Annotated in this window: 20 protein-coding genes; 4 read left to right on the top strand and 16 right to left on the bottom strand. The window is 61.5% G+C overall.

Annotated elements, in window-relative coordinates; genetic code table 11:
- Positions 1–51: 51 nt before the first annotated feature.
- The 6 genes from AWB69_RS36325 to AWB69_RS36300 form a co-directional block, all read right to left on the bottom strand.
- On the bottom strand, positions 52–1797 hold the full coding sequence (locus AWB69_RS36325) for an FAD-binding protein (protein ID WP_231937348.1): 1746 nt from the start codon (positions 1795–1797) through the stop codon (positions 52–54).
- Between the two features lie 145 nt (positions 1798–1942).
- Positions 1943–3286: an FAD-dependent oxidoreductase gene (locus AWB69_RS36320; RefSeq protein ID WP_062091618.1), complete on the bottom strand. Its 1344-nt coding sequence runs from the start codon at positions 3284–3286 to the stop codon at positions 1943–1945.
- Positions 3283–3942 (bottom strand): PadR family transcriptional regulator, encoded by a 660-nt coding sequence (locus AWB69_RS36315; RefSeq protein ID WP_062091617.1) that lies wholly within the window; start codon positions 3940–3942, stop codon positions 3283–3285. The genes AWB69_RS36320 and AWB69_RS36315 overlap by 4 nt, the downstream gene beginning before the upstream one ends.
- A gap of 250 nt (positions 3943–4192) precedes the next feature.
- Entirely contained in the window at positions 4193–4618 is a 426-nt protein-coding gene (locus AWB69_RS36310; RefSeq protein ID WP_062091616.1) for a DUF3574 domain-containing protein, read from the bottom strand.
- 48 nt (positions 4619–4666) lie between these two features.
- On the bottom strand, positions 4667–5392 hold the full coding sequence (locus tag AWB69_RS36305) for a sulfite exporter TauE/SafE family protein (protein WP_062091615.1): 726 nt from the start codon (positions 5390–5392) through the stop codon (positions 4667–4669).
- A gap of 273 nt (positions 5393–5665) precedes the next feature.
- On the bottom strand, positions 5666–6559 hold the full coding sequence (locus AWB69_RS36300) for a LysR family transcriptional regulator (RefSeq protein ID WP_062091614.1): 894 nt from the start codon (positions 6557–6559) through the stop codon (positions 5666–5668).
- A 282-nt stretch (positions 6560–6841) separates the two neighbouring features.
- Between AWB69_RS36300 and AWB69_RS36295 the strand changes: the two genes are divergently transcribed.
- Complete coding sequence (locus tag AWB69_RS36295; protein ID WP_062091613.1) at positions 6842–7918, top strand: NAD(P)H-dependent flavin oxidoreductase; 1077 nt, start codon at positions 6842–6844, stop codon at positions 7916–7918.
- A gap of 44 nt (positions 7919–7962) precedes the next feature.
- On the opposite strand, the gene AWB69_RS36290 is transcribed toward AWB69_RS36295, so the two are convergent.
- Positions 7963–9354 carry an aminotransferase-like domain-containing protein gene (locus AWB69_RS36290; RefSeq protein ID WP_231937347.1) on the bottom strand — a complete coding sequence of 464 codons (1392 nt, stop codon included), beginning with the start codon at positions 9352–9354 and terminating at the stop codon, positions 7963–7965.
- 118 nt (positions 9355–9472) lie between these two features.
- Between AWB69_RS36290 and AWB69_RS36285 the strand changes: the two genes are divergently transcribed.
- Complete coding sequence (locus tag AWB69_RS36285; protein ID WP_062091611.1) at positions 9473–10360, top strand: DMT family transporter; 888 nt, start codon at positions 9473–9475, stop codon at positions 10358–10360.
- Positions 10361–10473: 113 nt separating this feature from the next.
- Here the strand turns inward: AWB69_RS36285 and AWB69_RS36280 are convergent, their stop codons facing one another.
- Positions 10474–11460 carry a zinc-dependent alcohol dehydrogenase family protein gene (locus tag AWB69_RS36280; RefSeq protein WP_062091610.1) on the bottom strand — a complete coding sequence of 329 codons (987 nt, stop codon included), beginning with the start codon at positions 11458–11460 and terminating at the stop codon, positions 10474–10476.
- A 111-nt stretch (positions 11461–11571) separates the two neighbouring features.
- Here AWB69_RS36280 and AWB69_RS36275 point away from each other — a divergent pair, with 111 nt between their 5' ends.
- Complete coding sequence (locus tag AWB69_RS36275) at positions 11572–12426, top strand: LysR family transcriptional regulator (RefSeq protein WP_062091609.1); 855 nt, start codon at positions 11572–11574, stop codon at positions 12424–12426.
- Positions 12427–12515: 89 nt separating this feature from the next.
- Here AWB69_RS36275 and AWB69_RS36270 read toward each other — a convergent pair whose 3' ends face one another.
- Positions 12516–13373, bottom strand: coding sequence for a LysR family transcriptional regulator (locus tag AWB69_RS36270; RefSeq protein WP_062091608.1), 858 nt, complete (start codon positions 13371–13373; stop codon positions 12516–12518).
- 142 nt (positions 13374–13515) lie between these two features.
- On the opposite strand from AWB69_RS36270, the gene AWB69_RS36265 reads away from it, so the two are divergent.
- On the top strand, positions 13516–14985 hold the full coding sequence (locus tag AWB69_RS36265; RefSeq protein WP_062091607.1) for an MFS transporter: 1470 nt from the start codon (positions 13516–13518) through the stop codon (positions 14983–14985).
- 148 nt (positions 14986–15133) lie between these two features.
- On the opposite strand, the gene AWB69_RS36260 is transcribed toward AWB69_RS36265, so the two are convergent.
- From AWB69_RS36260 to AWB69_RS36230, 7 genes are all read right to left on the bottom strand, one after another.
- Entirely contained in the window at positions 15134–16903 is a 1770-nt protein-coding gene (locus AWB69_RS36260; RefSeq protein WP_331712709.1) for a sigma-54 interaction domain-containing protein, read from the bottom strand.
- Positions 16904–17022: 119 nt separating this feature from the next.
- Positions 17023–18162: a branched-chain amino acid ABC transporter substrate-binding protein gene (locus AWB69_RS36255; RefSeq protein ID WP_062091605.1), complete on the bottom strand. Its 1140-nt coding sequence runs from the start codon at positions 18160–18162 to the stop codon at positions 17023–17025.
- 2 nt (positions 18163–18164) lie between these two features.
- A complete protein-coding gene (locus AWB69_RS36250) occupies positions 18165–18878 on the bottom strand; it encodes an HAD family hydrolase (RefSeq protein ID WP_062091604.1) in 714 nt (237 codons plus the stop codon).
- The gene (locus AWB69_RS36245; protein WP_062091603.1) at positions 18875–19639 is read right to left on the bottom strand and encodes an enoyl-CoA hydratase/isomerase family protein; all 765 of its coding nucleotides are present in this window, start codon (positions 19637–19639) and stop codon (positions 18875–18877) included. Before AWB69_RS36245 ends, AWB69_RS36250 begins: the two co-directional genes overlap by 4 nt.
- Positions 19636–20982 (bottom strand): phenylacetate--CoA ligase family protein, encoded by a 1347-nt coding sequence (locus AWB69_RS36240; protein WP_062091602.1) that lies wholly within the window; start codon positions 20980–20982, stop codon positions 19636–19638. The genes AWB69_RS36245 and AWB69_RS36240 overlap by 4 nt, the downstream gene beginning before the upstream one ends.
- Positions 20983–21023: 41 nt before the next feature.
- Positions 21024–21425, bottom strand: coding sequence for a thioesterase family protein (locus AWB69_RS36235; protein ID WP_062091601.1), 402 nt, complete (start codon positions 21423–21425; stop codon positions 21024–21026).
- A 208-nt stretch (positions 21426–21633) separates the two neighbouring features.
- Positions 21634–22896, bottom strand: a complete 1263-nt coding sequence (locus AWB69_RS36230) for a multidrug effflux MFS transporter (protein WP_062091600.1) — start codon at positions 22894–22896, stop codon at positions 21634–21636.
- Positions 22897–23154: the final 258 nt, after the last annotated feature.

Below are 23154 nucleotides of genomic sequence, written 5' to 3'. Positions count from 1 at the left end.
AGGCGGGACAACTCAAGCGCCACACGCGCGGATGTTCAACCCGCGTGGGTCTTATACAAGTTTCGTGAAGCCGTCGGCGCTCCAGCGTTCGCTCCCTACGCCGTGATGAACGAAGAAGAGGCCATCGGGATCATACCGATCCTTGACCGCGAGCAGCCTGCTGTAATTCGAGCCCCAGAAAGCCCGCTGCCAATCCGCGTTGAAGAAATTGCTTTCGGAGACGTAAGAACCCGGGTCCGGAACCAGCTTGCGCACTTCGTCCATCGCGCGCCCGATGGACTGCGCGCTCCTGCGCGCCAACTCGCTATCCGGCTCATGGCCTTGAATGCCCGGATAGGCGGGCGGACCCTCCGCCCCGGATATAAGCAGCGCAAAGGCGTCCAGCGCGGCCGGGTTCATGGCGGTGTCCCTTGCTGCAGCGAGGGCTTCGCCCGGCGCACCCGCCAGGCCCTTGTTGACGTGCAGCGACACGCTCCATTGGCGGCTTGCGGCAAACAGCGTGTCGGCGAGAGCTTGACGCTGGTCATCTTGCAGCAAGGCCGCAGGGAGCCAGGCGGACTCGTAGCCGTGCAGCACTTGCCCCGCCTCTCCCCGATTACCCGTCCAGAAGATATTGTCCTTGGGTGAGTCCGGCCGGTCGTCGGTGCTCATGAAACCAAGGAGCCTCTTGAACAGCGTGGGAGCCCAGAAACTGCGGGCCGAGAGGGCGGCGATCTTCAATGGCGAGAACTCGACCTTGAAGTCGTCAGGGGATGCGTCAAGCGTATCCATGAATGGTTGCCATACCGCTTGTGCTTCGCTGCGGCTGAGTCCCTGGAACACCATCGAGATCTTGAGGACGTTGTTGCGGCGCAGCGTGATCTGTTCGCCCCAGTGCGGGTTCAGCAGGTTCTGCCGATAGAAGTCGATGATCACGCCAATCAACCGGCGGAACGCAGGCGCCGACGTGGCCTTGATCGTCATGTTCACCGCGCCGAAGGTCTCGGGCAGTTCGTGGACCCGCAGCGTGAGCCGGGTGACCACGCCCAGGCTGCCACCACCGCCGCCTTTCAGCCCCCAGAACAAGTCGGGATTCGTGCAGGCATTGGCGATCCGGACCACACCGTCCGCCGTGACGACTTCGGCTTCGAGAAGACTTCCCGCGGCCATTCCGTAGGCTTTTGAAAAGCTGCCGAACCCGCCGCTCTGGATCAGGCCGGCCACGCCGACCGTCATGCAGCCGCCGCCTTGCACGTAGCCGCCTGCCTGCGTGGTGACCGCATCGTAGACGTGCGCCCAGAGCGCGCCGGCCCCGACAGTCACTGCCCGCACCGGTGATGCGTGACCCTCGCATCCCGCGCCGACAAATGCTTCCCGCAGGGTGATGTCGTTCATTTTTCGTGTCCAGACCAGCAGGGAGTCCGGCGCATTCGATGTGCCTTGATAGCTGTGGCCACCGCCCTTCACAACCAGCCGCAGATTGTTCTGGCGTGCGAAGTTGACGGCGACGACGACGTCGTTTGTATTGCGCGCAGCCACCGCATAGACGCTGGGTTTCGATGTCCACGCGTCAACCCAGCCGAGGTTTTGTGTCAGGCCGACTTCGTCGCCCAGGAAATAGGGGTTCTTGAGTTCCCTGAACAGTTGCTGGCAGTCGGCGCTATCGGGCGAGTTCCGGCAAGCCAGCAAGGGCGAATGGACTTTGACGAGTGCATCGCCGACTTGCTGGCCCAGTTCGTTCCACTGTGCCTCGGATGGCCAGCCCGGATCCCCGGGACGCACGCGCGCACCCGTACCGGATGCTGCCGAGGTGACCACTGGTTTCCCGACGCCCGATAAAAATGAAAATCCGGCTGCGAACTGCAAAAGATGCCGGCGTTTCCGGGACGGCGGTTGGGTCGAAGGTTTCATCGGTGGCCGTGAAATCTCAGAGTGGTCGCAACCGTGAAGTTATCCCGCCTGGCTACTGTTGTGCACGCTCTACGCCACGAAAATCGTTTTCCGCGTCGATCATGCGGCGCTTGAGCAACGGTACATTGTTCACCACTCGCAAACCGGTGCGCATTGCGCCTAACGCTACGCGCCCGACCACCGGCCGATGTATCGCACCGCTGGCGTCGAACTGTTTGCGTGACTCCGCTACTGCGTGGAAGCCATATTCGCGCATCTGCGCCTCGTAACCGGCGAGCGCGTCGTGGTCCGATAGCTCACCGCGTTGAGCCGCGCCCAAGCGGGCGGCCAGCAGGGCAGCGTCACGCAGCGCGGTGTTGGCGCCCACTCCCCGGCCCGGCGTCATCAGGTGCACCGCGTCGCCCAGGACGGTGACGTTGGTGGTGGGCCACGCGCCGACGGGGACCGAGGTGCGGACATCGACGGCAAAGGTGGTGCCCGGATCAGACGCGCGGATCAGCGCGCGCAGATTCGGATGCCAGCCGTCGGTGATCTCGGTGGCCAGCGCGAGCAGCGCGGGTTGGCCGAGGGCTTTGGGATTAGCCGGCAGGTTATGCAGCGCGCCCCATACGCCCCACATCAGATAGTCGCGGGTGTTGTCGAAGAGCAGGCCGGGCCAGCGCGCGATCAGCTCGGCGTTGCTGCTGCCGACGCCTTCCTTGGGACCGTCCGCGCTCCACGGGAACTCCATCACATGCACGATGGCGCCGAAGCCCTTCGGTGCGTTGATCAGCGTGATGCCGTCCAGCACCTTCGGCGGCAGCAGCGCGCGCGATGCCTCGCTCATTGGCACCTTGGCCGCGATGCTGACAATGCCGGTGTTGTCCAGCCGCGCTTCGGGCAGCAGTTGCCGGCGCACCTTCGAGCGCGCTCCATCCGCCCCGATCAGCAGGTCAGCGGTGGCTTGCGTGCCGTCGTCGAAGAACGCGGTCACGCTGCCGTTCGCGTGCTGCTCGTACCGGGTGAACGTCTTGTCAAAGTGGATGTGCTGTTCCAGTCCGGTCATCAGCACTTGCCGCAGCGTCATCCGGCTCACGGATTTGCCGCCGCCCATGGACTCCTCGTCGAGCGTGACTGACAACAACTCGGTTAATCGTTCCGTCAGGACGTTGAAATGACGAGGCGTACGCGCGCATGTGGCGACGAAGGTAGCGAACAGATCGGGCGGCAAACAGGCCTTTAGCGATGCAACACCATGCGCATTGATGCCCACGCGATAACCCTGCAAACCATCGGTCCGTGTCCGGTCGCGTTCATAGAGGGTCACGTTGATGCCCGCCTGCTTCAGGCCATGCGCGAGGCATAAGCCCCCCGTGCCGGCGCCGATGATGATGACGTTCATGGGTTCGCGGTTCACGTTTTCGTCTCCTTGCCCGTGGTGGGCGTGTTCAGTTTGTACGAGCTCGCGTCGGCGGGCAGCACAAAGCGTTGTGCGATTTCCTCCAGCCACGCCGGGCTCCAGGTAAGGGCGCCGGCCTTCAGGTCGGTGGCCACGCTGCGCACCCAATCCAGTTCGGCCACGAGTTTGGCGCGAATCAATTCGCCCTCGAGCAGGAATAAACGCGGCACTTGTACGGCTTGGGCGTGCTTGTCTACCGCGTCAACGCGAGCCAGTTCGCGCTCCAGCGCACCGATGCGTGTAACGAGTTGCCGGCACACATCCTCCGGCGTCAGTACGGGCAGAAATGAAAGCGCTGCCGGGAAGGCCGGAAACTCGTGCGCAGGTTGAGCGAGCTGTTCGCGCAGCCAGAGCCGGGCAGTATCGCGGCCCGCCTCGGTGATTTCGTAGACCGTGCGCTCAGGGAATGCACCATCGCGCTCGGTCTCGCGCACGGCTATCAGGTCGCCGCGCATCAAACGGTCGATCGTTTGATAAAGGCTGTTGCGTTGACTGACATTGATGACCTCGTTCTTGCCGCGCGCCTTGATGAGTTGCTGCATCCGGTAGGGATGCATGGGCGCTTCAGTCAGCATGGCAAGAACGGCGAGGGCAACCGGGGAATAGCGGGTCATGGATATCGATTAGTCTTAATATGTCTAGTCATAATATAACTAGTTTTTCGAGATTGGCAAGTGCGAAGTTGAACGCAATGGATGGGTGGGGGAGCGAATGACGTGACAGGTTCCGGGTGAAAACTCCCCGGACCTGCGTGACGTTAAGTGTGATGAAAGACTGCGGAACCGGATGCCTATCTTTGCCGGCTTGAGCTATGTGCTGGGCTGTCGCTTAAGGGACGCTAAGAGAAACGGCTACCTCGAATACTTAGAAGGAAACGCAAGCGTGGCTCTTGATCCGAAGCACGGACTCCTGGCTAAAGCGCGACTTGTAGTCGTCGGCGATTGCACGCACTGCAGCTTCGCCAGGCGCGTCGTCGGGATGTACCAGGCTGAGCACAAACGAGGCTTCGTGGACGATGGTGTTATCGGCACCCTTCCATTGTCCTGATGCCTGCCAGACCGTCAGCCCTTGAGGGAACCGGGGTGTCACCGAGGTTCGCAGGAACTCCGCCCACTCTGCGGGTGTAACAACGCCAGCCGGTTTGGCCGTGCCGAAAACCATCACGTCGTCGACTGCGCGTTCCTCGCCGGGCGCGCAACGGCTTTCCTGCACCGCGGCACATCCATACATGGCAAACATGGAAGCGAGGACCGCCGCGGTTCGAAGGCGAGACAAGGGCAACGTTGTCATTATTTGCGCAGGTTAATGGGCACCATGGAAGTACAGGCTTGGCGACTACTACTGGCCGGCCGCTGCCCAGAGTAAAGAGAGACCGGATGACAGCATGAGTCCGTCAACCAGCAATTTGAATGTCGATGGCGCCATGCGGACGACGATCGACTTGGCGAAAAATGATCCGGTCATGAGCGCGGCTCCCGCGATCAGCCCCTGGAACACGACACCCGCCGGCAGCGCGCCAAACTCCTTGAACGCGGCGATCTTCGTGCCGTACACAGCGAGTGATCCGGCGGCTTCGGTGGCGAGGAAAGCGCCTCGTTCAAGACCGTAAGAGGTGAAAACAGGCACTGTGATCGGACCCGTGGAGACAACAATGCCGGTCAAGAATCCGACCGGGCCGCCGATCAGCGTGAGGTGCAAAAGGCTGAACTTTACCGAGCGCCGCGCAAGCCATCGCCGGGTGGGGATCATGGCTACAAAGAATACGCCCAGGGCTATTTCGACAGCCCGGGCAGGCAACGCCAACAGCGTGTGAACCCCAAGCGCCGCGCCCGGAATTGCCGTCAGGCAATAGGCGCCGCACGCACGCCAGTCGATCTCTCTCCACCACGCGACGACCTTGCCGAGATTCCCCATGATCGCGCCAATCGCCATGATGGGGACAGCCTGCTGGGGACCAAAGAAGATCACGAGAACCGGCATCAGCATCATGGACGATCCCGTGCCAATGATGCCGCTCAACATGCCGGCTGCCACGCCGACGACTAAAACAAGGACGTATTCCATAGCTCGCGTCTCTTTGGAGATTATTTGAATGCGCGACGTTGAAGAAATGGGGCTAGCCGGTATTGCGCACGCCGTATGGTACGTGAACTTTTCGCGCCTCGCGGCCAGCGGCACAATGCCGGAAAGCGCTTGACTTAGAGTGCGCTCTAAGTCCTGCCATGCTCCATGTCGAAACGAGAATGCAGCCATGAAGATAGGTGACATCGCCGAAGCGCGGGGTCACCCAAGCGGACATGCGCGAAACCTCAATCTGATTGCTCAAGCCCGCGTCGATCAGGCAATCACAAGCGCGGGCGCGGGCGTTACAACCGGCCGCGCAATCTCGAGAAAAGCGTTAAGCGCGGTGCTCGCGTACACGTCACGGCGACGCACGAACAACGTGTCCACGCGGGCATCTTCCGGCGCGACATCATGCACCGCCACGCGGCCTTCACGCCACGCCGCGGCGACTACGCCTTTCGGCAATAGCGTCACGCCAACGCCCGCGGCCACACAACCGATCATGGCGTCGAGCGAGCCGAATTCCAGCGGCGTGCTGACCTGCAAGCCATGCCGCGTCAGCACGCTATCAAGCCGTGCCCTATACGAACATCCGGTCCGGAAGACGATAGTCTTCACGTTGCCCGAATGCGCAAGCTCGGCAATCGAGCGAATGTGACGCGCTGTCACGAGCACCATTTCCTCTCGAAAGATGGCCTCGGTGGACAGGTCTTCGTGATGCACCGGCCCCGCGACAAACGCGCCGTCGAGCCGATACTGCAGGACGTCGTCTGTCAGGCTCGCCGTGGTGCCGGTGCGCACCACCATGTCCACTTGCGGATAGGCCAGCGCAAACGACGCGAGCACAGTCGGCATGCGCAGTGCGGCGGTGGTTTCCAGTGCGCCGATAATCAACGGTCCACGCGGGACACCGTCGTCCCTGACGGCGCTGCGTGCGTCGTCGAGCAACCGTGCCATCTGTCTGGAGAAAGGCAATAGCCTGCGGCCCGCAGCCGTCAGCTCAACGCCGCGGTGGTGCCGGTGAAAGAGCGGTGCGCCCAGTTCCTCCTCCAGCAGCCGAACCCGCGCCGTTACGTTCGATTGAACAGTATGAAGCTCAAGCGCCGCGCGATTCATGCTGCCGTTTCGCGCAACCGACTCGAATATGCGTAAATCGGCAGCGTCCATGTCGACCTTCGATATCGGGAAAAGTGATAGCAATTATCACATCAAAGCGCCGCTCGTTTCATGAAAGCTTGCTAAGCTTTGCGCTGCTGACAGCGTGGACTGAGCGCTGTCCTGAAGCCGGAATCAAGCGGTTCCATTGAGAAGCAACGCGCGCACTGACGCACGCTTATTCAGGCAGGCTTTAAACCTCGATGCAGCCGGGCTGCGCTCAGGGTCAAACCGAGTGCAACGGATGGATCCAGGGTACTCACGCACCGCGATCATCATCAAGGAGAAAAGAGCATGGGCACGTGGCGCGATCGTCGGATTCTCGACTTGTTTGGTATTGAAGCACCTATTGTTCTAGGGCCCATGGCAGGTCCCGGTACGCCCGAATTGGCCATAGCTGTGGGCGAAGCGGGCGGCCTGGGATCGCTGCCTTGCGCGCTGCTCAGCGTGGAGCAGGCGCGTGACGGCGTTGCGCTGATCCGGTCTAAAACCCGTGCCCCGATCAACCTCAATTTCTTCTGTCATGTTCCGCCGCAAGCCGATGCAGCGCGCAGCATGGCATGGCGCGCGCGTCTGGCGGAGTATTACGTCGAGTATGGACTCGATCCCGAAGTCACGCCGCCCGCGGCAGGCCGTCGCCCGTTCGACAACGACTTCTGCGCGATCGTGGAGGAATTCAAACCCGAGGTCGTGAGCTTTCATTTCGGACTGCCAGATAAAAACCTGTTCGATCGCGTGAGAGCGACCGGCGCGAAAATCATAGCGGCGGCAACAACCGTGGCGGAAGCGCGCTGGCTCGAGGCGCATGGATGTGACGCCGTGATCGCGATGGGTGTTGAAGCAGGCGGGCATCGCGGAAACTTCCTGACGCAGGACTATGCCGCGCAGGTCGGCACCTTTGCGCTGGTGCCGCAAGTGGTCGACGCCGTCTCTGTTCCCGTGATCGCCGCAGGCGGCATAACCGACGCGCGGGGGATTGTCGCTGCGCTCGCACTGGGCGCATCGGCTGTGCAGATGGGGACCGCGTATCTGTTTTGTCCCGAGGCGAAGGTACCCGAGGTGCATCGTATTGCGCTGCGCGAGTCCCAGGATGACTCCACCGTGCTGACGAACATATTCACGGGCCGGCCGGCGCGCGGCATCATCAATCGGGCAATCCGTGAACTAGGTCCGCTGTCCACTGTGGCACCCGCCTTTCCGCTTGCGGGCGCCGCGCTTGCGCCGCTCAAGGCCAAGGCCGAGCAGGCAGGCAAGGGCGACTTCACGAGCCTGTGGTCGGGGCAGGCGGCGCGGCTTGGGCGTGAACTGCCGGCGGCCGAATTGACGCGAGTGTTGATCAGCGAAGCGCTGGCGAGGATGGCGCAGGCGTGAAGCACTGCGGTGGGGTTCGCGTGACGTGTTTGGTGCGATGAGCGTCACCCGTTCATCGCTGCCTCAAGCACGGCAAACACACGCGGGTCAGTCGATTGGGCGACGTTGAAACGCAGGAACCGGCTTGCGGACTGCGCAACGCTGAACGCATTGCCCGGTGCGAGGATGACGTTTTCGGCCAGTGCCCGCCGGGCCACGTCCGTGGCTTCCAGTCCTTCAGGTAGCGTGCACCAGAGAAACAGGCCGCCTCGCGGCTCGATCCATGGTTCGACGCCAAGCGTTTGCAGCCGCACGCTTGTTTGTCCCATCGAACGGGATAAACGCTCTCGCAAGCTCTCCATGTGCTTTCTGTAGGTGCCGTCTTTCAGCACGCCGAGAATGAGCTCGGCAGAAAGACGTCCCCCGCCGAATGACGTGGCAATCTTCAAATCGATCAATCGCTCGACCCAGTCGTGCCGGGCCGCGATGAAACCGCAGCGCACCGACGCCGAGAGACTCTTTGAAAAGCTGCCTATATGGACCACTCGCTCCAGGCCGTCGAAGGCTGCCAGGCGAGGGGCGGATTCGTGCTCGAAGTCACCGAAGATATCGTCTTCAATAATGGTCAGGCCCGACTGGTCCGCGAGCTTGAGAAGCCTATGTGCGACAACCGGAGACAGCGTGGCGCCCGTTGGATTGTGAAGCGCCGAGTTGGTGATGTAGAGACGCGGCCGATGCTCCGCGAGGGCTTTTGCGAACAGGTCGATATCAGGGCCTGCCGGCGTGTACGGAACGCTGACGACCTTGGCCCGGTGAGCGCGCAGCAACGCGAGGAAATTGAAATAGCAGGGGTCGTCGACGACTACTGTATCGCCGGGTTCGAGCAGCAGGCGGCATAACAGGTCGATCGCTTGCGTGCCGGATTCGGTGAGGATGATCTGGTCAGGCGCGGCTTCAATGCCGCGATCCGCCATGCGCCGGGCGAGCAGTTGCCGCAGCGCCGGGTGACCGAGGGACGTGCCGTAGTCGGCCAGCACGGCCCCGTCGGTGCGCGCGACGGATCTCAACGCACGGCGCAGCCCTGCCTCCGGCAGCCACGATGCAGGCAGCCAGCCGCAACCGGGTTTCAGGGCGTTCGCGCCGGCTTCCAGCGATTGTCTCGACACCCAGAACGGATCGACAACGCGGTCCAGGCGCGGGCCCAGTTCGGCAAGCGACAGCGGCGGCAGATGCCCGGTGACGTAAAAGCCCGAGCCGCGGCGTGACTGGATGACCCCTTCGGCAGCGAGGCGATCATAGGCTTCCACCACGGTGGACTTCGAGACTTGCAGGGTTTCAGCGAAGCCCCGGATGGACGGAACCTTGGCGCCCGGCACCAGGGTACGTCCGGCAATCCGCTGTCTGATAGCCAGCATGACGCGTTCGACCAACGTGCCGGCGTCTGTTCCAAGGACCATAGTGTCTTCCATGTGTACTGGTCTTTAACCCATACAGTTTTGCGTAACTGTAGTGCACTGTCTCTGGAAAATCCATGCTTCATGGGCCGATACTGCTAGCTGAAAATAGGGGAGCATGATGGACAAGACGGCAAGCGGATGGATGAACGGTTTCCTCGGGATGCTGATTTTCAGCGGCTCATTGCCCGCGACTCGGGTAGCGGTCGCAGCCTTCGACCCGGTCTTCCTCACGGTCGCGCGAGCGGGAATTGCGGGCTTGCTGGGACTTGCGCTCTTGCTTGTGTTCCGGCAAAAGCGGCCCGAGCGGGGCGACCTGATTTCGCTCGCGGTGGTGGCGTGCGGCGTCGTCATCGGCTTCCCGCTGCTGACCGCCCTTGCGCTCAAGCACATCACCGCTGCTCACTCGGTTGTCTTTGTTGCCTTGCTGCCGCTTTCGACCGCCATCTTCGGGGTGCTGCGCGGAGGCGAACATCCACGCCCGGCGTTCTGGCTGTTTTCCGGGTTCGGCGCGTTGCTCGTAGCGGGTTTTGCGCTGGCCCGGGGGACCGGGGCGTCGCCTGTCGGCGATTCTCTGATGTTCGCGGCCATTGTCGTCTGCGGGCTCGGTTATGCCGAAGGCGGCAGGCTTTCACGCAAGCTCGGCGGCTGGCAGGTGATCTCCTGGGCGCTGGTTTTGTCGCTGCCGATCATGGCGCCGCTGGCGTTGATCACCATGCCGTCGTCGTGGGCGGACGTGGGAGGACCGGCATGGATGGGCCTTGCCTACGTGTCCTTGTTCAGCATGTTGATCGGCTTCGTCTTCTGGTATCGCGGCCTGGCTCAGGGCGGTATTGCGGCGGTGGGGCAGTTGCAATTGCTTCAGCCCTTCTTCGGACTTGTGCTTGCCGCCACGTTGTTGCATGAGCCAGTCGGCTGGCCGATGGTAGCGGTCGCAACGGCCGTGGTGCTGTGCGTGATCGGTGCCAAGCGGTTTGCACGACCGGCGAATGCCGCGTTAGCGCGTTAAGGCATTTTCAGGCTGTCGCCGTGGGTGCGGCACGGCGCGGGTTAAGTGCCGGACGAACGCGGCGGCCGGCCCGGAAAGCCTGCTTTGTGTTTACTCGCCTGCTGCCTGAGCCGCTATTGAACGTCGACGACTATTTTTCCCTTGGTGGTTCCCGCTGTAATAGCCTGATAAGCGAGGTCCGCGCTAGTCAGGTCGAAACTACGGGGATCCACTCTGGGCACCAGTTTTCCTGCTTCGACCAGCCGCGTTGCTATCTGGAGTATTTCTCCATGATGCTCACGGTGCTTGCCGGTGAGCAGCGGCGAGAGCGTGAATACGCCGGAGTAGCTTGCTTCGCGGAATGACAACGGCGCGAGAGCATGAGTCCCCCAGCCTAGCGCGCTCACGACATGCCCGAACTGCCTGACCGCTGCAAATGATGCATCCAGCGTCGCTCCGCCAACCGTGTCGGCGACCAGATCGAAACCTTCTCCGCCCGTGTGCTCTTGAACGTATTGCTCGACCGAGTGTTCTCGATAGTCGATAGCGGTCGCGCCATAACTCGCCATGAGTTCGGCGTCACCTTTGCTCACCGTCGCAAAGACGTGAGCACCCAATGCCTGCGCGAGTTGCACCGAAACGTGTCCGACGCCACCGGCTCCGCCCTGTACAAGCACTGTCTGACCCGCTTGCAACTGCCCCCTGTCCACAATCCCCTGATAAGAAGTGATGAAGCTGAGCGGCAGGGCTGCGGCTTCTTTCATCGACAGGTTGGACGGTTTTAACGCGAGCAGTCGTGCGTCTACTGCTGCGAACTGAGCGAGTGACCCCTGGATGCCGCCAACGCCGCCAGTCATTCCGTACACCTCATCACCCGCCTTGAACTGAGTGACGCCTTGCCCGACTGCTTCGACCACACCCGCCATATCGATACCCAGCACCAGCGGCAGCGGATGTCTGGCATGCGCTGCGCTGCCCGCGCGAATCTTGGTGTCCAGCGGATTCAGGCCGCTCGCCTTGATACGGACCAGCACCTGCCCGGGTTGCACGCCTGGACGAGGAATGTCCGTCAGTTCAAGCGGACCGTTATAGCGGTTCAGAACCAGCGCTTGCATGTTCATGATGTTTAGCCGGGGAATCGAGCGAATTTGCTTGATTCATATTCGTCCATGCAGGAAATTACGTAAATCGACGTTATTGCACGACGACCAAACGTTTATGCATGGGGCAAAATGGACTGGGGCGATGTTCGGATTTTCCTGGCGATTGCCCGCACGGGTTCGCTTGGTGCGGCTGCAAGACAGACCGGTCAGACACAACCGACGATGGGCCGGCGGCTACGGGCACTCGAGGCGGCGGTCGGCCAGACCCTGTTTCAGCGCACCACCGACGGGTTTGTTCTGACGGATGAAGGCGCAGCCGTACTGACGCATGCCGAGCGTATGGAGGAGGACGCGCTCGCGTTCGAGCGCTCGCTGGCCGGCAAGGAACTGCACCTGAGCGGTGTGCTGCGGGTTTCATCGTCGGACTGGTTTGGCATTCATGTCCTGACGCCACTCTTCGCCGAGTTCCTGAGGGCGAATCCGCGCGTGAGCATCGAGCTGGTTACGGATTCACGCCAATTCAGTCTTGCAAGGCGTGACGCGGACCTGCTGTTTCGCATTACGCAGTTCGAAGAAGCCGACGTGATTCAGCGCAAGTTCATGCATATGGACTACGCGCTGTACGGACCGGTCAACATGGTTCCGCCGCAAGCCGGCAACGGTGAGGGTCACCGCCTCGTCACCATGGACAGCGCGTTTGGAACGTTGCCCGACGTCGACTGGGTGAGACGCGTGCTGCCAAAAGCGCAAGTGGCGTTCGGCAGCAACAACCGCGGCGCGCAAGCCCGGATGTGTGCGGAAGGCGGCGGACTAGCGGTCCTCCCTTGCGCGCTGGGCGACAATACGGCCGGCATACACCGCATGGATCTTGGAGACGCGCCACCCGGCCGCGATGTCTGGTTCGGGTACCATCGCGACCTCCGCCGGCTGGGAAGACTGCGGGCGCTCCTTGATCTGGTCATCGAACGATTGGCGAATGTGTGAGTCACGCCCGCCAATAGAGCGCATCTTGTTGAGCCCATCGACTAGGAAGGCGCATACCGGCTACCTCATTCGACTCTCGGGCAAGCCGTTTATTGCATCGTCGATCGATGCTCCCTATATGCCGCTGCAACCGTGCGCAAGGCCTCGCGCGACTTCGAATCCGAGAGACTCGAATGCAGCACAATCTCCGACGAAGGAAGCGCAGGCAGGCCCAGCACCGCGCCGACCTCGACGACACCAAGCGGCGCAACCCGATGCGCGAACGCTCCCACGGCCAGTCCGGCTGACACCGCAGCAGCGACGGCCGCCGTACCTCCACCGATGAACACCTCGGTCCAGGCAATCCCCGCTGCATCCAACCTGCGCGTTGCCACGCTGCGGATTCCACACGATGCCGAGAGCGACGCGAGCCTTAGCGGTCCTCCTTCCCGATGCACAAAGCCGGGCGATGCAAACCAGCCCAGCGGCTCCAGCGCGAGCACCTCGCCGTTGCGGCTATCGTCCTCGCGACGCAGGATCGCAGCGTCAAGCTTGCCGCGCTCGAACGCGTCGAGCAGTTCGCGCGACGATTCGATCTGGACCTCGATCAGCAATGCGGGATCGTAGGCATGCAGCCGCGTGAGCAGTAGCGGCAGGTCGGGACCTGCAACATGGTCACTGATGCCAAGAACAAGGCGCCGTGTGGTACCCGATAGTCCCGCGAGGGCGCGCTCATGCGCCGCGACAAACTCGCGTGCCACATCCAGGAACGCGGCTCCGCGCGCGGACAGCCGCACCCGCCGCGGCGTGCGTTCAATCAGCTTGTGGCCGAGCCGGTCCTCCAGCCGCTTCAGCTTCATGCTGATCGCGGCCTGCGTTGTGTCCATTGCCTCTGCGGCACGCGTGAAGCTCTGAAAGTCCGCGACGAGTGTGAAGGCGCGCACCGCGTCAACATCGAGTGTTGCCATCTTATTCATCTCCAAACGTTATCACTGATATATTCAGACATCCCGTTGAGCTATGAGAAATAGTACCGCATAGTCGTCTTCACCGATCACCGGGCCGGCCGATCCTCGCGCCCCCGTATCCACTCGACGAACGACTACACCCATGAGCACACTCGACAAAGCGCGCCAGCTTTCTTCGCTCGACACGCACACAGCTGACCCACGGCGCTGGCTCGCGCTACCCGTCCTCTTGACGGGGGCGTTCCTTCCGATCCTCGACTTCAACGTTGTCAACCTTGCACTCCCTTCGATCAGGCAGAACCTCGGCGCCACGTCTGGTGAGATCGAATTCATCATCTCGGCGTATGCGGCAACCTACGCAGTTTTCCTCATCACCGGCGGACGGCTCGGAGATCTGTTTGGCCGCAAGCGCATGTTCGTGACCGGCGTTGCCGGCTTCACACTCGCGTCGGCATTGTGCGGATTCGCGCCGTCCGCTTCCGCGCTCGTTGCTGCGCGCATCCTGCAGGGCCTGACCGCGACCGTCATGGCGCCTCAGGTGCTGGCCTCCATCCGCGTATTGTTTCCTCCCGCAGAACAGGGGCGCGCACTCGCGCTCTATGGCGCGACGTTTGGCCTCGGGAACATCTGCGGCCAGGTGCTGGGCGGCGCGCTTGTATCGTTGCATCCGTTGGGATTCACCTGGCAGGCGATCTTCCTGATCAATGTGCCTATCGGTCTCGTGGCATTCGTCGGCGGTCTTGCATTTCTGCGTGACTCGCGGGCCGAGCACGCGCAACGGCTGGACATTGGCGGCGTTGTGCTGCTCTCGGTTGCCCTGGGGCTCCTGGTCTATCCGCTCGTAGAAGGACGGGAAACCGGCTGGCCGATGTGGATTATCGCGATGCTCGTCGCAGCGCCGTTTGCCTTCACGCTATTTGTGCGCTTCGAAACGCGCCTGGCCGCGAGGGGTGGTTCGCCCCTTGTCGAATTCGCGCTCTTCCGCGAAGCGGGTTTCGCGGTCGGCGTCGCCATGGCATTCGCGTTGTATACGCTCTCGTCGTTCTACCTGACCTTCTCCGTGTACCTGCAAGGAGGGCTGCATCTCTCGCCGCTGCAAGCGGGGTTGGCGACGTTGCCGTACGCCGTCCCCTATTTCCTCGCGTCCCTTGCCTCCGCTCATGTCATGGCACGGCTTGGCAAGTTCGCACTGACGGTCGGCTTCGCCCTGCAGGCGGTCGGGTTCGGTGTCGCGCTCCTTGCGGTGGCAGGAACGCTGGCAGGCAGGCTTGATATCGGTCTCGCGATCGCCGGGCTGGGGTTTGGCACGGTCATGCCGTCGGTCATCAAGGCGGTGATCGGCGGGGTCGCGCCGAAGCATGCGGGCCTTGCTTCCGGAATTGTCATCTCGACATTTCAGATCGCGTCGGCGCTTGGCGTTGCGGTCATCGGCGGCGTGTTTTATACCGAGCTTGGCGCTGGTCGCGGAGCAGCCGCGTTCGGTCACGCATTTGCCGTCGCGCTCGGCTGCAACGTGGTGTTGCTGGTTGTTGGCGGAGTGCTTTCACTATTCCTGCCCGATCAACGGCACGCGCTTGCAAAAGCGGCTTCTACGGGAGTGAGCCGCGGCTAAGCGCGTCCGGTTTGGTCCTGGCTCTTCAGAGATGCACGCCTGCCGATTCCGAATAAAAATGAACGACCGCTGTATTTCGAAAGCGGTCTTGTTGCAGCGCTCGATATTCGTGTTCCAAGACCTTACGATCAAAGGTCGAGATCGCCGACTAGTCGGATAACCTGATGGTCCGCTGTAACCTGATGCCGTGGCGCTTTAGCTTCGCGTAGAGCGCCGGCTTGGACACGGAGAGCATGGTCGCGCAGCGGGTCATATTGAACCCGCAAGCGCTCAGTGCATGTTCGATAGCCAGGCGTTCTGCCTCTGCAAGTGACACGACGCCCACGGGGTCAGCCTTGTCGAGGCTGCCGCTTTTCTGATCGAGTCCCCGAGTGCCGGCTATCAACGCACTGACGTCGCTGATATAAGGGTCGTCGTGCAAATTCATCGCCCGTTCTACGAAGTTCTCGAGCTCACGAACATTGCCTGGCCACCTGTACTTGATCAGTTGCTGCATTGCACCCGGTGAGAAGCCGTATATGTTCTTTCGCAGCAACGCGGCGTACTTGGCTACGAAAAAGCTCGCAAGAACGGGTATGTCGTCAACGCGTTGCCGCAGTGGCGGAATCAGGATATCAATGACATTGCAGCGGTAATAGAGATCCTCGCGGAACGTCTTGTCGTGGACCATCGCTTGCAAGTCGCGATTGCTCGCGCAGATAATCCGCACGTCGATCCGTATGCCTCGCGTGTCGCCCAGCCGGGTTACCTCGCGCTCCTGCAAGACGCGCAGCAGCTTTGCCTGAACGTCCAGCGGCAATTCCGAGATTTCATCGAGAAACACGGTTCCGCCGTCGGCTGATTCGAACTTGCCTGGCCGGCCTTCCCGCGTCGCACCCGTAAAGCTTCCGGGCAAGTGGCCGAAAAGCTCGCTTTCGATCAGGTCGTGCGGTAACGCAGCGCAATTGATCGCGACAAATGGATGCCCTTGCCGCTCGCTCTCGTTATGGATCGCCTGCGCAAACACCTCTTTGCCAACACCGCTTTCTCCGCTTATCAGTAAGTTCGCTGCGCCCCGTGCGGCCTTCCGCGCGGACGCCACCGCGTTCAGCAGTCCAGCACTCTGACCGACAATATTCTCGAACGTGTAGCGCGCATGATTGCCGGCATACTTGCCGACGATCTTGCGAATGCGCTTGAATTCGCGGAACGTATTGACGACCGACACCACCCGGCCGCACGCATTTTTAATAGGAATCGCCGTATCAAGCAGATGAAGATGACGCGCCGGCGAATCGATGATGAGTTCCCGGTCGACGTAGCCCACGCCCGTGGAGAAGATCGGGCCGATGATCGGCTGAAAATCGATGAGCTTCTCCAAAGGCTGGCCGATCGCCTGCACCGGGTCGATGCCAAGAATGCGCCCAGCGACGGTATTGGCATGACGCACGACGCCGCCGCGTGCCACCACCATCAGGCCATCTCCAATGTGATCGATGATCGCCCTCTGCTCGTCGATCAGCGTTTCGTGTGCTGCGAGCTCGGCATGGCGTTGCACCACGACTTCCAGGACGCTTTGCAGCAGGCCGCAGATTGTGGCGAGATCCGGTCGGTCCAATGATCCGCCGCTCGACACAAATATAACGATCCGTTCTGCGCCACAGACAAAACGCGTCGCGCACGCTGAGCCGATCTCGACGGGTTGTGTATCAATGGTCCCGCTTTCCACCAGCGCACGGATGGTGCTTTCGTCCTGCGCCGAAAGCGCGAACGCCGGATCGAGCGGTACGCCTCTGCCGTCGAGCACTCGCACAAGGATGTCGGAATGCGACGCTACGCGATCGCGCGCTTCCTGCCAGGCCGGATCGGCCAGCGCAGCCACGAGCGCATGAACCTCGACACCTGTTTGATGGCCTTCCCTGTTCATGATCGAACTCACGATGGTTGTTCCCCAGAGAAGGTACCAACGGCAAAAAAGTTCGTCGCGTACAACATGCGCTGCATTCAAAAAAAGACCGCCTCGACAGCGGTCAGGAGATTGGCCCCTGTCTTAAGCCTTTACTGCGCAGCCAGCGGTTCCAGTTTTCCGCCGGTCAATCGATACACGGTCACTGGCGCATGAACCCAGTCGCCATGCTCGTCGAACTTGACCGGCCCGAGCATGCTGTCGAAAGCCGACTCGCTCATTACCTTGGAAAACACCGGCGCTGACGTTGAATTTGCCTTCTGCATGGCCTGCGCAATCACCAGAGTAGCCGCATAGAATGCCGGCGCGTAGGTGTCGACATCGGCACCGAATGTGCTCTTGAACTTTTCGCGAAACGTCTTGCCGGCCGGCAGATTATCTAGCGGTTCTCCGCCCTGGGCGCAGAACATCCGGTTATCGAGCGCATTGTTCGACAACTTGGCAAATTCCGGCGAGCAGATTCCGTCTCCACCGACCAGCGCTGCCTTCATTCCCAGGTCGTTCATCTGACGGGCGAGATACGCGGCTTGTGCATAGTAGCCGCCATAAAAAACAACCTGCGGATTCTCGGCCTTGATGCGGGTCAGGATGCCCTTGAAGTCGGTACTTTTATCGGTGCCGTATTCACGGGCCACGACGTTCAGGCCATCTTTCCCGGCCTGCTTGACGAATACGTCGGCCACACCCGAGCCGTAGGCGGTCCTGTCGTCGATCACGGCAACCTGTTTGGCCTTAAGCGCCTTGGCCGCATAGTCAGCCATGCGCGCGCCCATCTCGTTGTCGTTCGTGGCGAGCCGGAACACATAGGGAAACCCGAGCGCGGTCAGCGCGGGATTGGACGATGCACCCGTGATCATGACGACGTGCGCGTCGTTGTAGACCCGCGCGGCTGGAATGCTGACGCCCGAGTTGTAATGGCCGATGACTGCCACCACGCCCTCATCGACGAGTTGCTGCGCAACATTCACGCCTACCTTTGGATCAGCCTGGTCGTCGACAGAAACCAGTTCGAACGTCACCGGCTGCCCTCCGACGCTGATCTTCTTCGCATTGAGTTCGTTGATGGCGAGTTGCACACCGCGTTCGTCGTCCTTGCCGCTTTGTGCCTGGCTACCCGTCAGCGGTCCAGCGTGTCCGATCTTTACGATGGTATCCGCCGATACCGGCGCCGCTCCCGCCAGGCCGAGGCCCGACACGACCGACATTGCGACCAGCGAGCGTGCTATTTTCATCATCATTCCCCGAGGTTGATATTGCGAAGCGATTGCAAGAGATCCCGTACGGGCGACAGGTCTGAAAACTCGTAGTCGGGACGCGGCTGCCATGTGCCAAGCGATTCGCCACCGCGATTGATCCATGCGACCTGCATGCCCAGGGGCTTCGCCCCGTCGATGTCCGCCCAGCTCGCGAGAGAGCAATGCAACACGTCAGACGCGGGCACGCCCAGCCGGTCCAGCGCCAGCGCGAAGATTGCCTGTGAAGGCTTGTACGCCTTCGCCATCTCGGCGGTCGTCACGTGTTCGAAGTAGCGGGTCAGGCGGCTGCGTTGCCACAGATCGCTGTCCATGTTTGTGATCGGCATCAGCGGAAAATGCGCGCTGGCCCATTCGAGAAACGGTATTGCGTCGCCGTGAGCCGGCGACGATTCCACCAGGTGCGTGAGGAAGAGATCGGTCAACGAGGCCAGGTTCTGGTTCCGCAATGCGCCCGGCTCGAGGGCATCGAGGCAGTCTCGCATTGCCGCCTCGGCAACATCCCGATACCGCTGATAAGCCCCGCCCCGATAGAGCCGCACATTGCGGATGTCCCAATCCAGGTAAATGTCGCCGGCACTCTTTGCCGTTTCCACGCCGAGCCGTGCAAGCACCGTCTCCATGCCGCGCGTGCCACCCATGTCCACATCCACGAGTGTGCCGAAGTAGTCGAACGTCAGGGCCTGGATCTTCATGGCGATTTTCTCTTTGCAAATGCGCTGACCCGCTGTGCGGCATCCGGATTCTTGAATGCGTCGATGGTCGCTTCGGCTTCGAGATCGAGACTATGAGCAAGCGTGGTTGACAGGTCGCGGTTCACGAGCCGCTTGAGCTTCGATACGGACAGTCGCGAAAGGCCCGCCACGCGTTGCGCGAGTTCGATCGAGGTGCCCACGAGCAATTCGCGCGTGACGACCCGATTGACGATACCCATCGCGTGCAGTTGCTGCGCGCTGTGCCGCTCACCCAGGAGCCATAATTCCATCGCGCGCTGATAACCGACTGCCTGTGGCAGGAGCCAGGTGACGCCACCCGTGACGAACTGGCCCCAGGCCATCTCCGGGAAAAAGCAAACGAGATCGTCGGCCGCGACGACCAGATCGCAATTCAGCAGCCACTCGAAGCCACCGCCCACCGCGAATCCGTGGATCGCACCAATGACTGGCTTGTCGTTGAACATGAGATCCCGCGTGATGCGCTGAATGCGGTCAATGTGACTTCGGATACTGGCATCGCTTTCCGTTTGTTGATCGAATTCCTTCAGGTCATCGCCTGCGCAGAACGCACGGCCTTCACCTGCAATGACGATTGCATGAACGGCTGCGTCATCATTGACCTGCTTCAGCGCGTGATGAAAGTCCTCAAGCAGGTCACCGCTGATCGCGTTGAGCCGCTCGGGCCGGTTAAGCGTCACGACGCTTACGGCTCCGTGTCTGACAATCGTTACGTAGCTCATTTCGGCATCCTCTCGATCCAGCGGGTTTTTCCTTCCGTGCGTGGAAAGTGTTCGAAGGGGACCATGGTCACGATGGCGGTTGAGCCAACGCGAGTGCGGATGGCCGCTTCGATTTCAGCGGCAGCGTCCGGCCAGCGACCGGCGGACACGCCTTCGGCCGCTTCCACGGTCATGGCAATGCGGTCATAGGGCCCGTCACCCTTGAGCATGATCCGGAACATGCCGGAACTGAGGTGCGGCAAAGACTCCACGGCCACCCGTACCGCACTCGGGAATACGTTGACGCCACGCACGTTGAACATGTCGTCGGTGCGACCGGTTACGCGAAAACGCCATGCGGTCCGACCGTCAGGACCAGGGTCCGTACCGGTGACCGTGACCACATCCCGGGTGCGATAACGGACGAGCGGCTGGCACTCCTTGCGCAGATGCGTGCAGACGAGTTCTCCAACGGTCCCTTCGATGATCGGCAGGCGCTGCAGCGTCGCGGGATCGATGACTTCTGCGAAAACAACATCGCTTGCGTGAAACAGCAGGTCATTGGTCCAGTCCGTCTGGCCACCGAGAATGCTCAGGATTTCGGATAAGCCGAAGTTCGCGTTGCGTACCTTGAATCCCCATTTCTCTTCCATGCTCGCACGCAGGTCCGGATTGTCGAGCCCGGCCTCGCCGCCAAAGAGGCCGAGGGTGAGCTTCAGATCACGTGGTCCCACGCCATCCAGCTCGCGCAAGACCTGCTCAATGAGACCGGGATAGGACGGCGTGCACGAGATGGCGTTGATGCCGAGTCTCAGGATTGAATCAATCAGCAAGCGCGTATTTCCAACGCCGAACGGGATCACCGTGGCGCCCGCTGCTTCAAGGATGGTGTGATCCGTGAAGCCGCCTGTCCACATGCAGTAGTTGAGGCAATGCACGACGCGATCGGTCGGCCGCAGTCCTGCCGCCCACATGGACCGTGCGCCGGCGCGAGCGACCCATTGGGAATCGCGTGCACTATTGCCCAGGACGAGCGGGCTGCCGGTCGTCCCCGATGTCTTGTGCAGACGAGACACCGATGCTTCACCGCACGCCGCGTAGTCGCCGTATGGCGAAGCGTTCTCCTGGCTGACCCGGAGTTCGTCCTTTTCCGTAAAGGGAAGCTCGGCAAGTGAATCCAGCGTCACCTCGTGGTCTATCCACTTTGCAAGCTTGCTGCGGTAGAACGCGGACATTGATCGGATGTAGTCCCATTGCCTGGTCCACAGGCCGTCCTGGAGGGCACGCACGTCGGGCAATGGCAATGTTTCGAATTGCTCGTCGAGATAAACGGCCGAGGACGGCCGCACCGAATGCAAATCCATGAATCAACCTTTTTGTGATTGGGATGGCGGAAACGGAGGGCTTATGCGATGCGGCGCCGCTCGGCGCGTTGCTCGATCTGGACGTGATCGACAATGGCTCGGGCGTGTCTTGCTCTTGCGACTATTCCCGCAGGATCAGCCGCTTCGACATCGAACCAGTAGAGCGCGCCTTCGACCTTGCTGAGCGTCGCGGTCGCGCTCACCAGGACATCGAGCGCGGTAGGTTGGGTATGCGACATGTCCGTGTTCACCCCTACCGACAGCTGCCCCTCGCTGAGCGCGGATACCATGGCTTTCGCGCACGCGCGCTCCATCAGCCCGAGCAAGGCTGGCGTTGATAGCACATGGGGGTAGTGTTCGACTTCGGTCTCAGCAAATGCCGATGCAAGATCTGCGTCGCGCACGTGCATGGAGACGGTTGCTGTCAAGCCGGCTTCGAGCATGAATCCTCCGTTAAGACGAAGGAGTAATTGCAAGGCCCGTGCCAATTTCCAGGAGCCTTATGGGGTAAGGCTTCTGGAAATTTTCATGCGTGAAGTCGGCCGGAGGTGGAAAGCAACGGAACGTTTGATTTCGTTACTGGCGTTAATTTTCTTAACGCTTCGATAGCGATGTCTGAAACGGATCGCCTGCGCGGCCCCGAGTGACGCGCTACGCCACCTTGCCGTTGCGGCACACGGTTGCGTCGGGCTGCAGTTGCGCCAGATGTCGCAGAAGTTTTGTCACCATCCAGACGACACCGAACGCGAGGATCACGAAGAACACCGCGAGCGGCGTCAGGACCTGGACCGACAAGAAGCCGGCGAGTCCCATCATCGCGGATGACACGAGCAGCAGTGCACACCCGAGGATCGCGCTCGTCAGGCCCGCGATGTGCGGGAACAGGGAATTGCCCTTGGCCATCAACGTCGGATACATCGCGCCTGCGCAGAACCCCATCACGAGCACGGGTGTCGCGAGCGTCCATACGCGCAGGCCGACCGTCAGCGCAAGCAGCAGCATCGCAATCGAAGCGGCCGCCATCACGCGAGCACCGATGTACAGCCGCTGCTCCGCGGTCGGCAGACGCGGGCCGTGCACACGGTTCGACAGGCCGCCCAGGAAATACATCATCCCGATGCCGAGCGCGAGGTAGCCGAAATAGGTCGGTGGCTTGTGCAGCGTGTTCTGCACCATGAACGGTCCGATGATGTTGAATACGAGCAAGATGCTGTAGCACAGGCCCTGTGCGAGGAAGCAGCTCTGGAACACCGGGCTCGAGAGCACCTTGCCCGCGTTCGTTATCAGGGTGCGCGGCTCCAGGCGCACCGGGCGCAGCAACGTTTCGCGATAACGCCAGAGCACCGCCCACATTACAAGCGAATAGACGAGCAGGAAGACGAGGCAGGCCTGCCAGCCGAACCACGTCTGCAGGTGGGCGCCAATCACGGGCGCCACGATCGGCGCAAGCCCCCACGCGATTGCCATGTAGGTGAACGCATGCATCAGCGTCTGCCCGGAGAATGAGTCGGTGATGATCGCCTTCGCGAGCAGGTTGGTGGCGGCGATGCCTAAGCCCTGCAGACAACGGGCGAGGAGGAAGGTCTCCAGATTCGGCGCCGCGAGCGACAGCAGGCAGCCGATCGTGAAAATGACAAGGCCGAAAGCCAGCACGCGCTTGCGCCCGTATGCATCGGCTACAGGCCCGAGGACGAGTTGGCCTAGCGCGTAAGCCGCCATGTAGCCGGAAACGCTCGACTGGATTGCCTGAGGCGAAGTCGCGAAGAAACGCGCCATCGCGGGTAGCGCGGGCACGTAGATGTCGATCGCGAGTTGCCCGGCGGAGGCGAACAGGCAGATCAGGAACAGCAGGAAGCGCGGTGAGTTTGGTGTAGACGCGAGAGGGGCGGGGCGGTCGGGGATAGTGTGGTTCATGAAAGCATCGAAGAGGCGAATTCGGTGATGCGGTATCGCGGTATCGGCCCGTTCGAATATCGAACACGGCGCAGCTTGGCAGCATCGCCGCGTATTGTGCCTGCCGTCCCGCGTTTTCGACACGATGCCCTTTGCGTGCGCATGTTTGATAGCTGCGTGGGACGTCGTTTTGTGGTGGACTACCGCTCTGCGCGGTCGGGTGTAGCCGGACCCGGAGCGGGCGTTGAATCTGTCCGATAGCAGCCATTCGTCAATCAG

The sequence above is a fragment of the Caballeronia udeis genome (assembly GCF_001544555.2).
GTDB lineage: Bacteria > Pseudomonadota > Gammaproteobacteria > Burkholderiales > Burkholderiaceae > Caballeronia > Caballeronia udeis.
Note: the sequence above shows the minus strand (reverse complement) of the source record. Positions and strands in the feature narration are given on the sequence as shown.

Bases quoted from the DNA above. Each gene is read 5' to 3' on its own strand.
- AWB69_RS36280 (WP_062091610.1), bottom strand. From the start codon at position 11,460: ATGAACATGCAAGCGCTGGTTCTGAACCGCTATAACGGTCCGCTTGAA.
- AWB69_RS36295 (WP_062091613.1), top strand. From the start codon at position 6,842: ATGGGCACGTGGCGCGATCGTCGGATTCTCGACTTGTTTGGTATTGAA.
- AWB69_RS36285 (WP_062091611.1), top strand. From the start codon at position 9,473: ATGGACAAGACGGCAAGCGGATGGATGAACGGTTTCCTCGGGATGCTG.
- AWB69_RS36315 (WP_062091617.1), bottom strand. From the start codon at position 3,942: ATGACCCGCTATTCCCCGGTTGCCCTCGCCGTTCTTGCCATGCTGACT.
- AWB69_RS36290 (WP_231937347.1), bottom strand. From the start codon at position 9,354: ATGGTCCTTGGAACAGACGCCGGCACGTTGGTCGAACGCGTCATGCTG.
- AWB69_RS36245 (WP_062091603.1), bottom strand. From the start codon at position 19,639: ATGAGCTACGTAACGATTGTCAGACACGGAGCCGTAAGCGTCGTGACG.
- AWB69_RS36310 (WP_062091616.1), bottom strand. From the start codon at position 4,618: ATGACAACGTTGCCCTTGTCTCGCCTTCGAACCGCGGCGGTCCTCGCT.
- AWB69_RS36265 (WP_062091607.1), top strand. From the start codon at position 13,516: ATGAGCACACTCGACAAAGCGCGCCAGCTTTCTTCGCTCGACACGCAC.
- AWB69_RS36300 (WP_062091614.1), bottom strand. From the start codon at position 6,559: ATGGACGCTGCCGATTTACGCATATTCGAGTCGGTTGCGCGAAACGGC.
- AWB69_RS36275 (WP_062091609.1), top strand. From the start codon at position 11,572: ATGGACTGGGGCGATGTTCGGATTTTCCTGGCGATTGCCCGCACGGGT.
- AWB69_RS36305 (WP_062091615.1), bottom strand. From the start codon at position 5,392: ATGGAATACGTCCTTGTTTTAGTCGTCGGCGTGGCAGCCGGCATGTTG.
- AWB69_RS36230 (WP_062091600.1), bottom strand. From the start codon at position 22,896: ATGAACCACACTATCCCCGACCGCCCCGCCCCTCTCGCGTCTACACCA.
- AWB69_RS36240 (WP_062091602.1), bottom strand. From the start codon at position 20,982: ATGGATTTGCATTCGGTGCGGCCGTCCTCGGCCGTTTATCTCGACGAG.
- AWB69_RS36255 (WP_062091605.1), bottom strand. From the start codon at position 18,162: ATGAAAATAGCACGCTCGCTGGTCGCAATGTCGGTCGTGTCGGGCCTC.
- AWB69_RS36235 (WP_062091601.1), bottom strand. From the start codon at position 21,425: ATGCTCGAAGCCGGCTTGACAGCAACCGTCTCCATGCACGTGCGCGAC.
- AWB69_RS36270 (WP_062091608.1), bottom strand. From the start codon at position 13,373: ATGGCAACACTCGATGTTGACGCGGTGCGCGCCTTCACACTCGTCGCG.
- AWB69_RS36250 (WP_062091604.1), bottom strand. From the start codon at position 18,878: ATGAAGATCCAGGCCCTGACGTTCGACTACTTCGGCACACTCGTGGAT.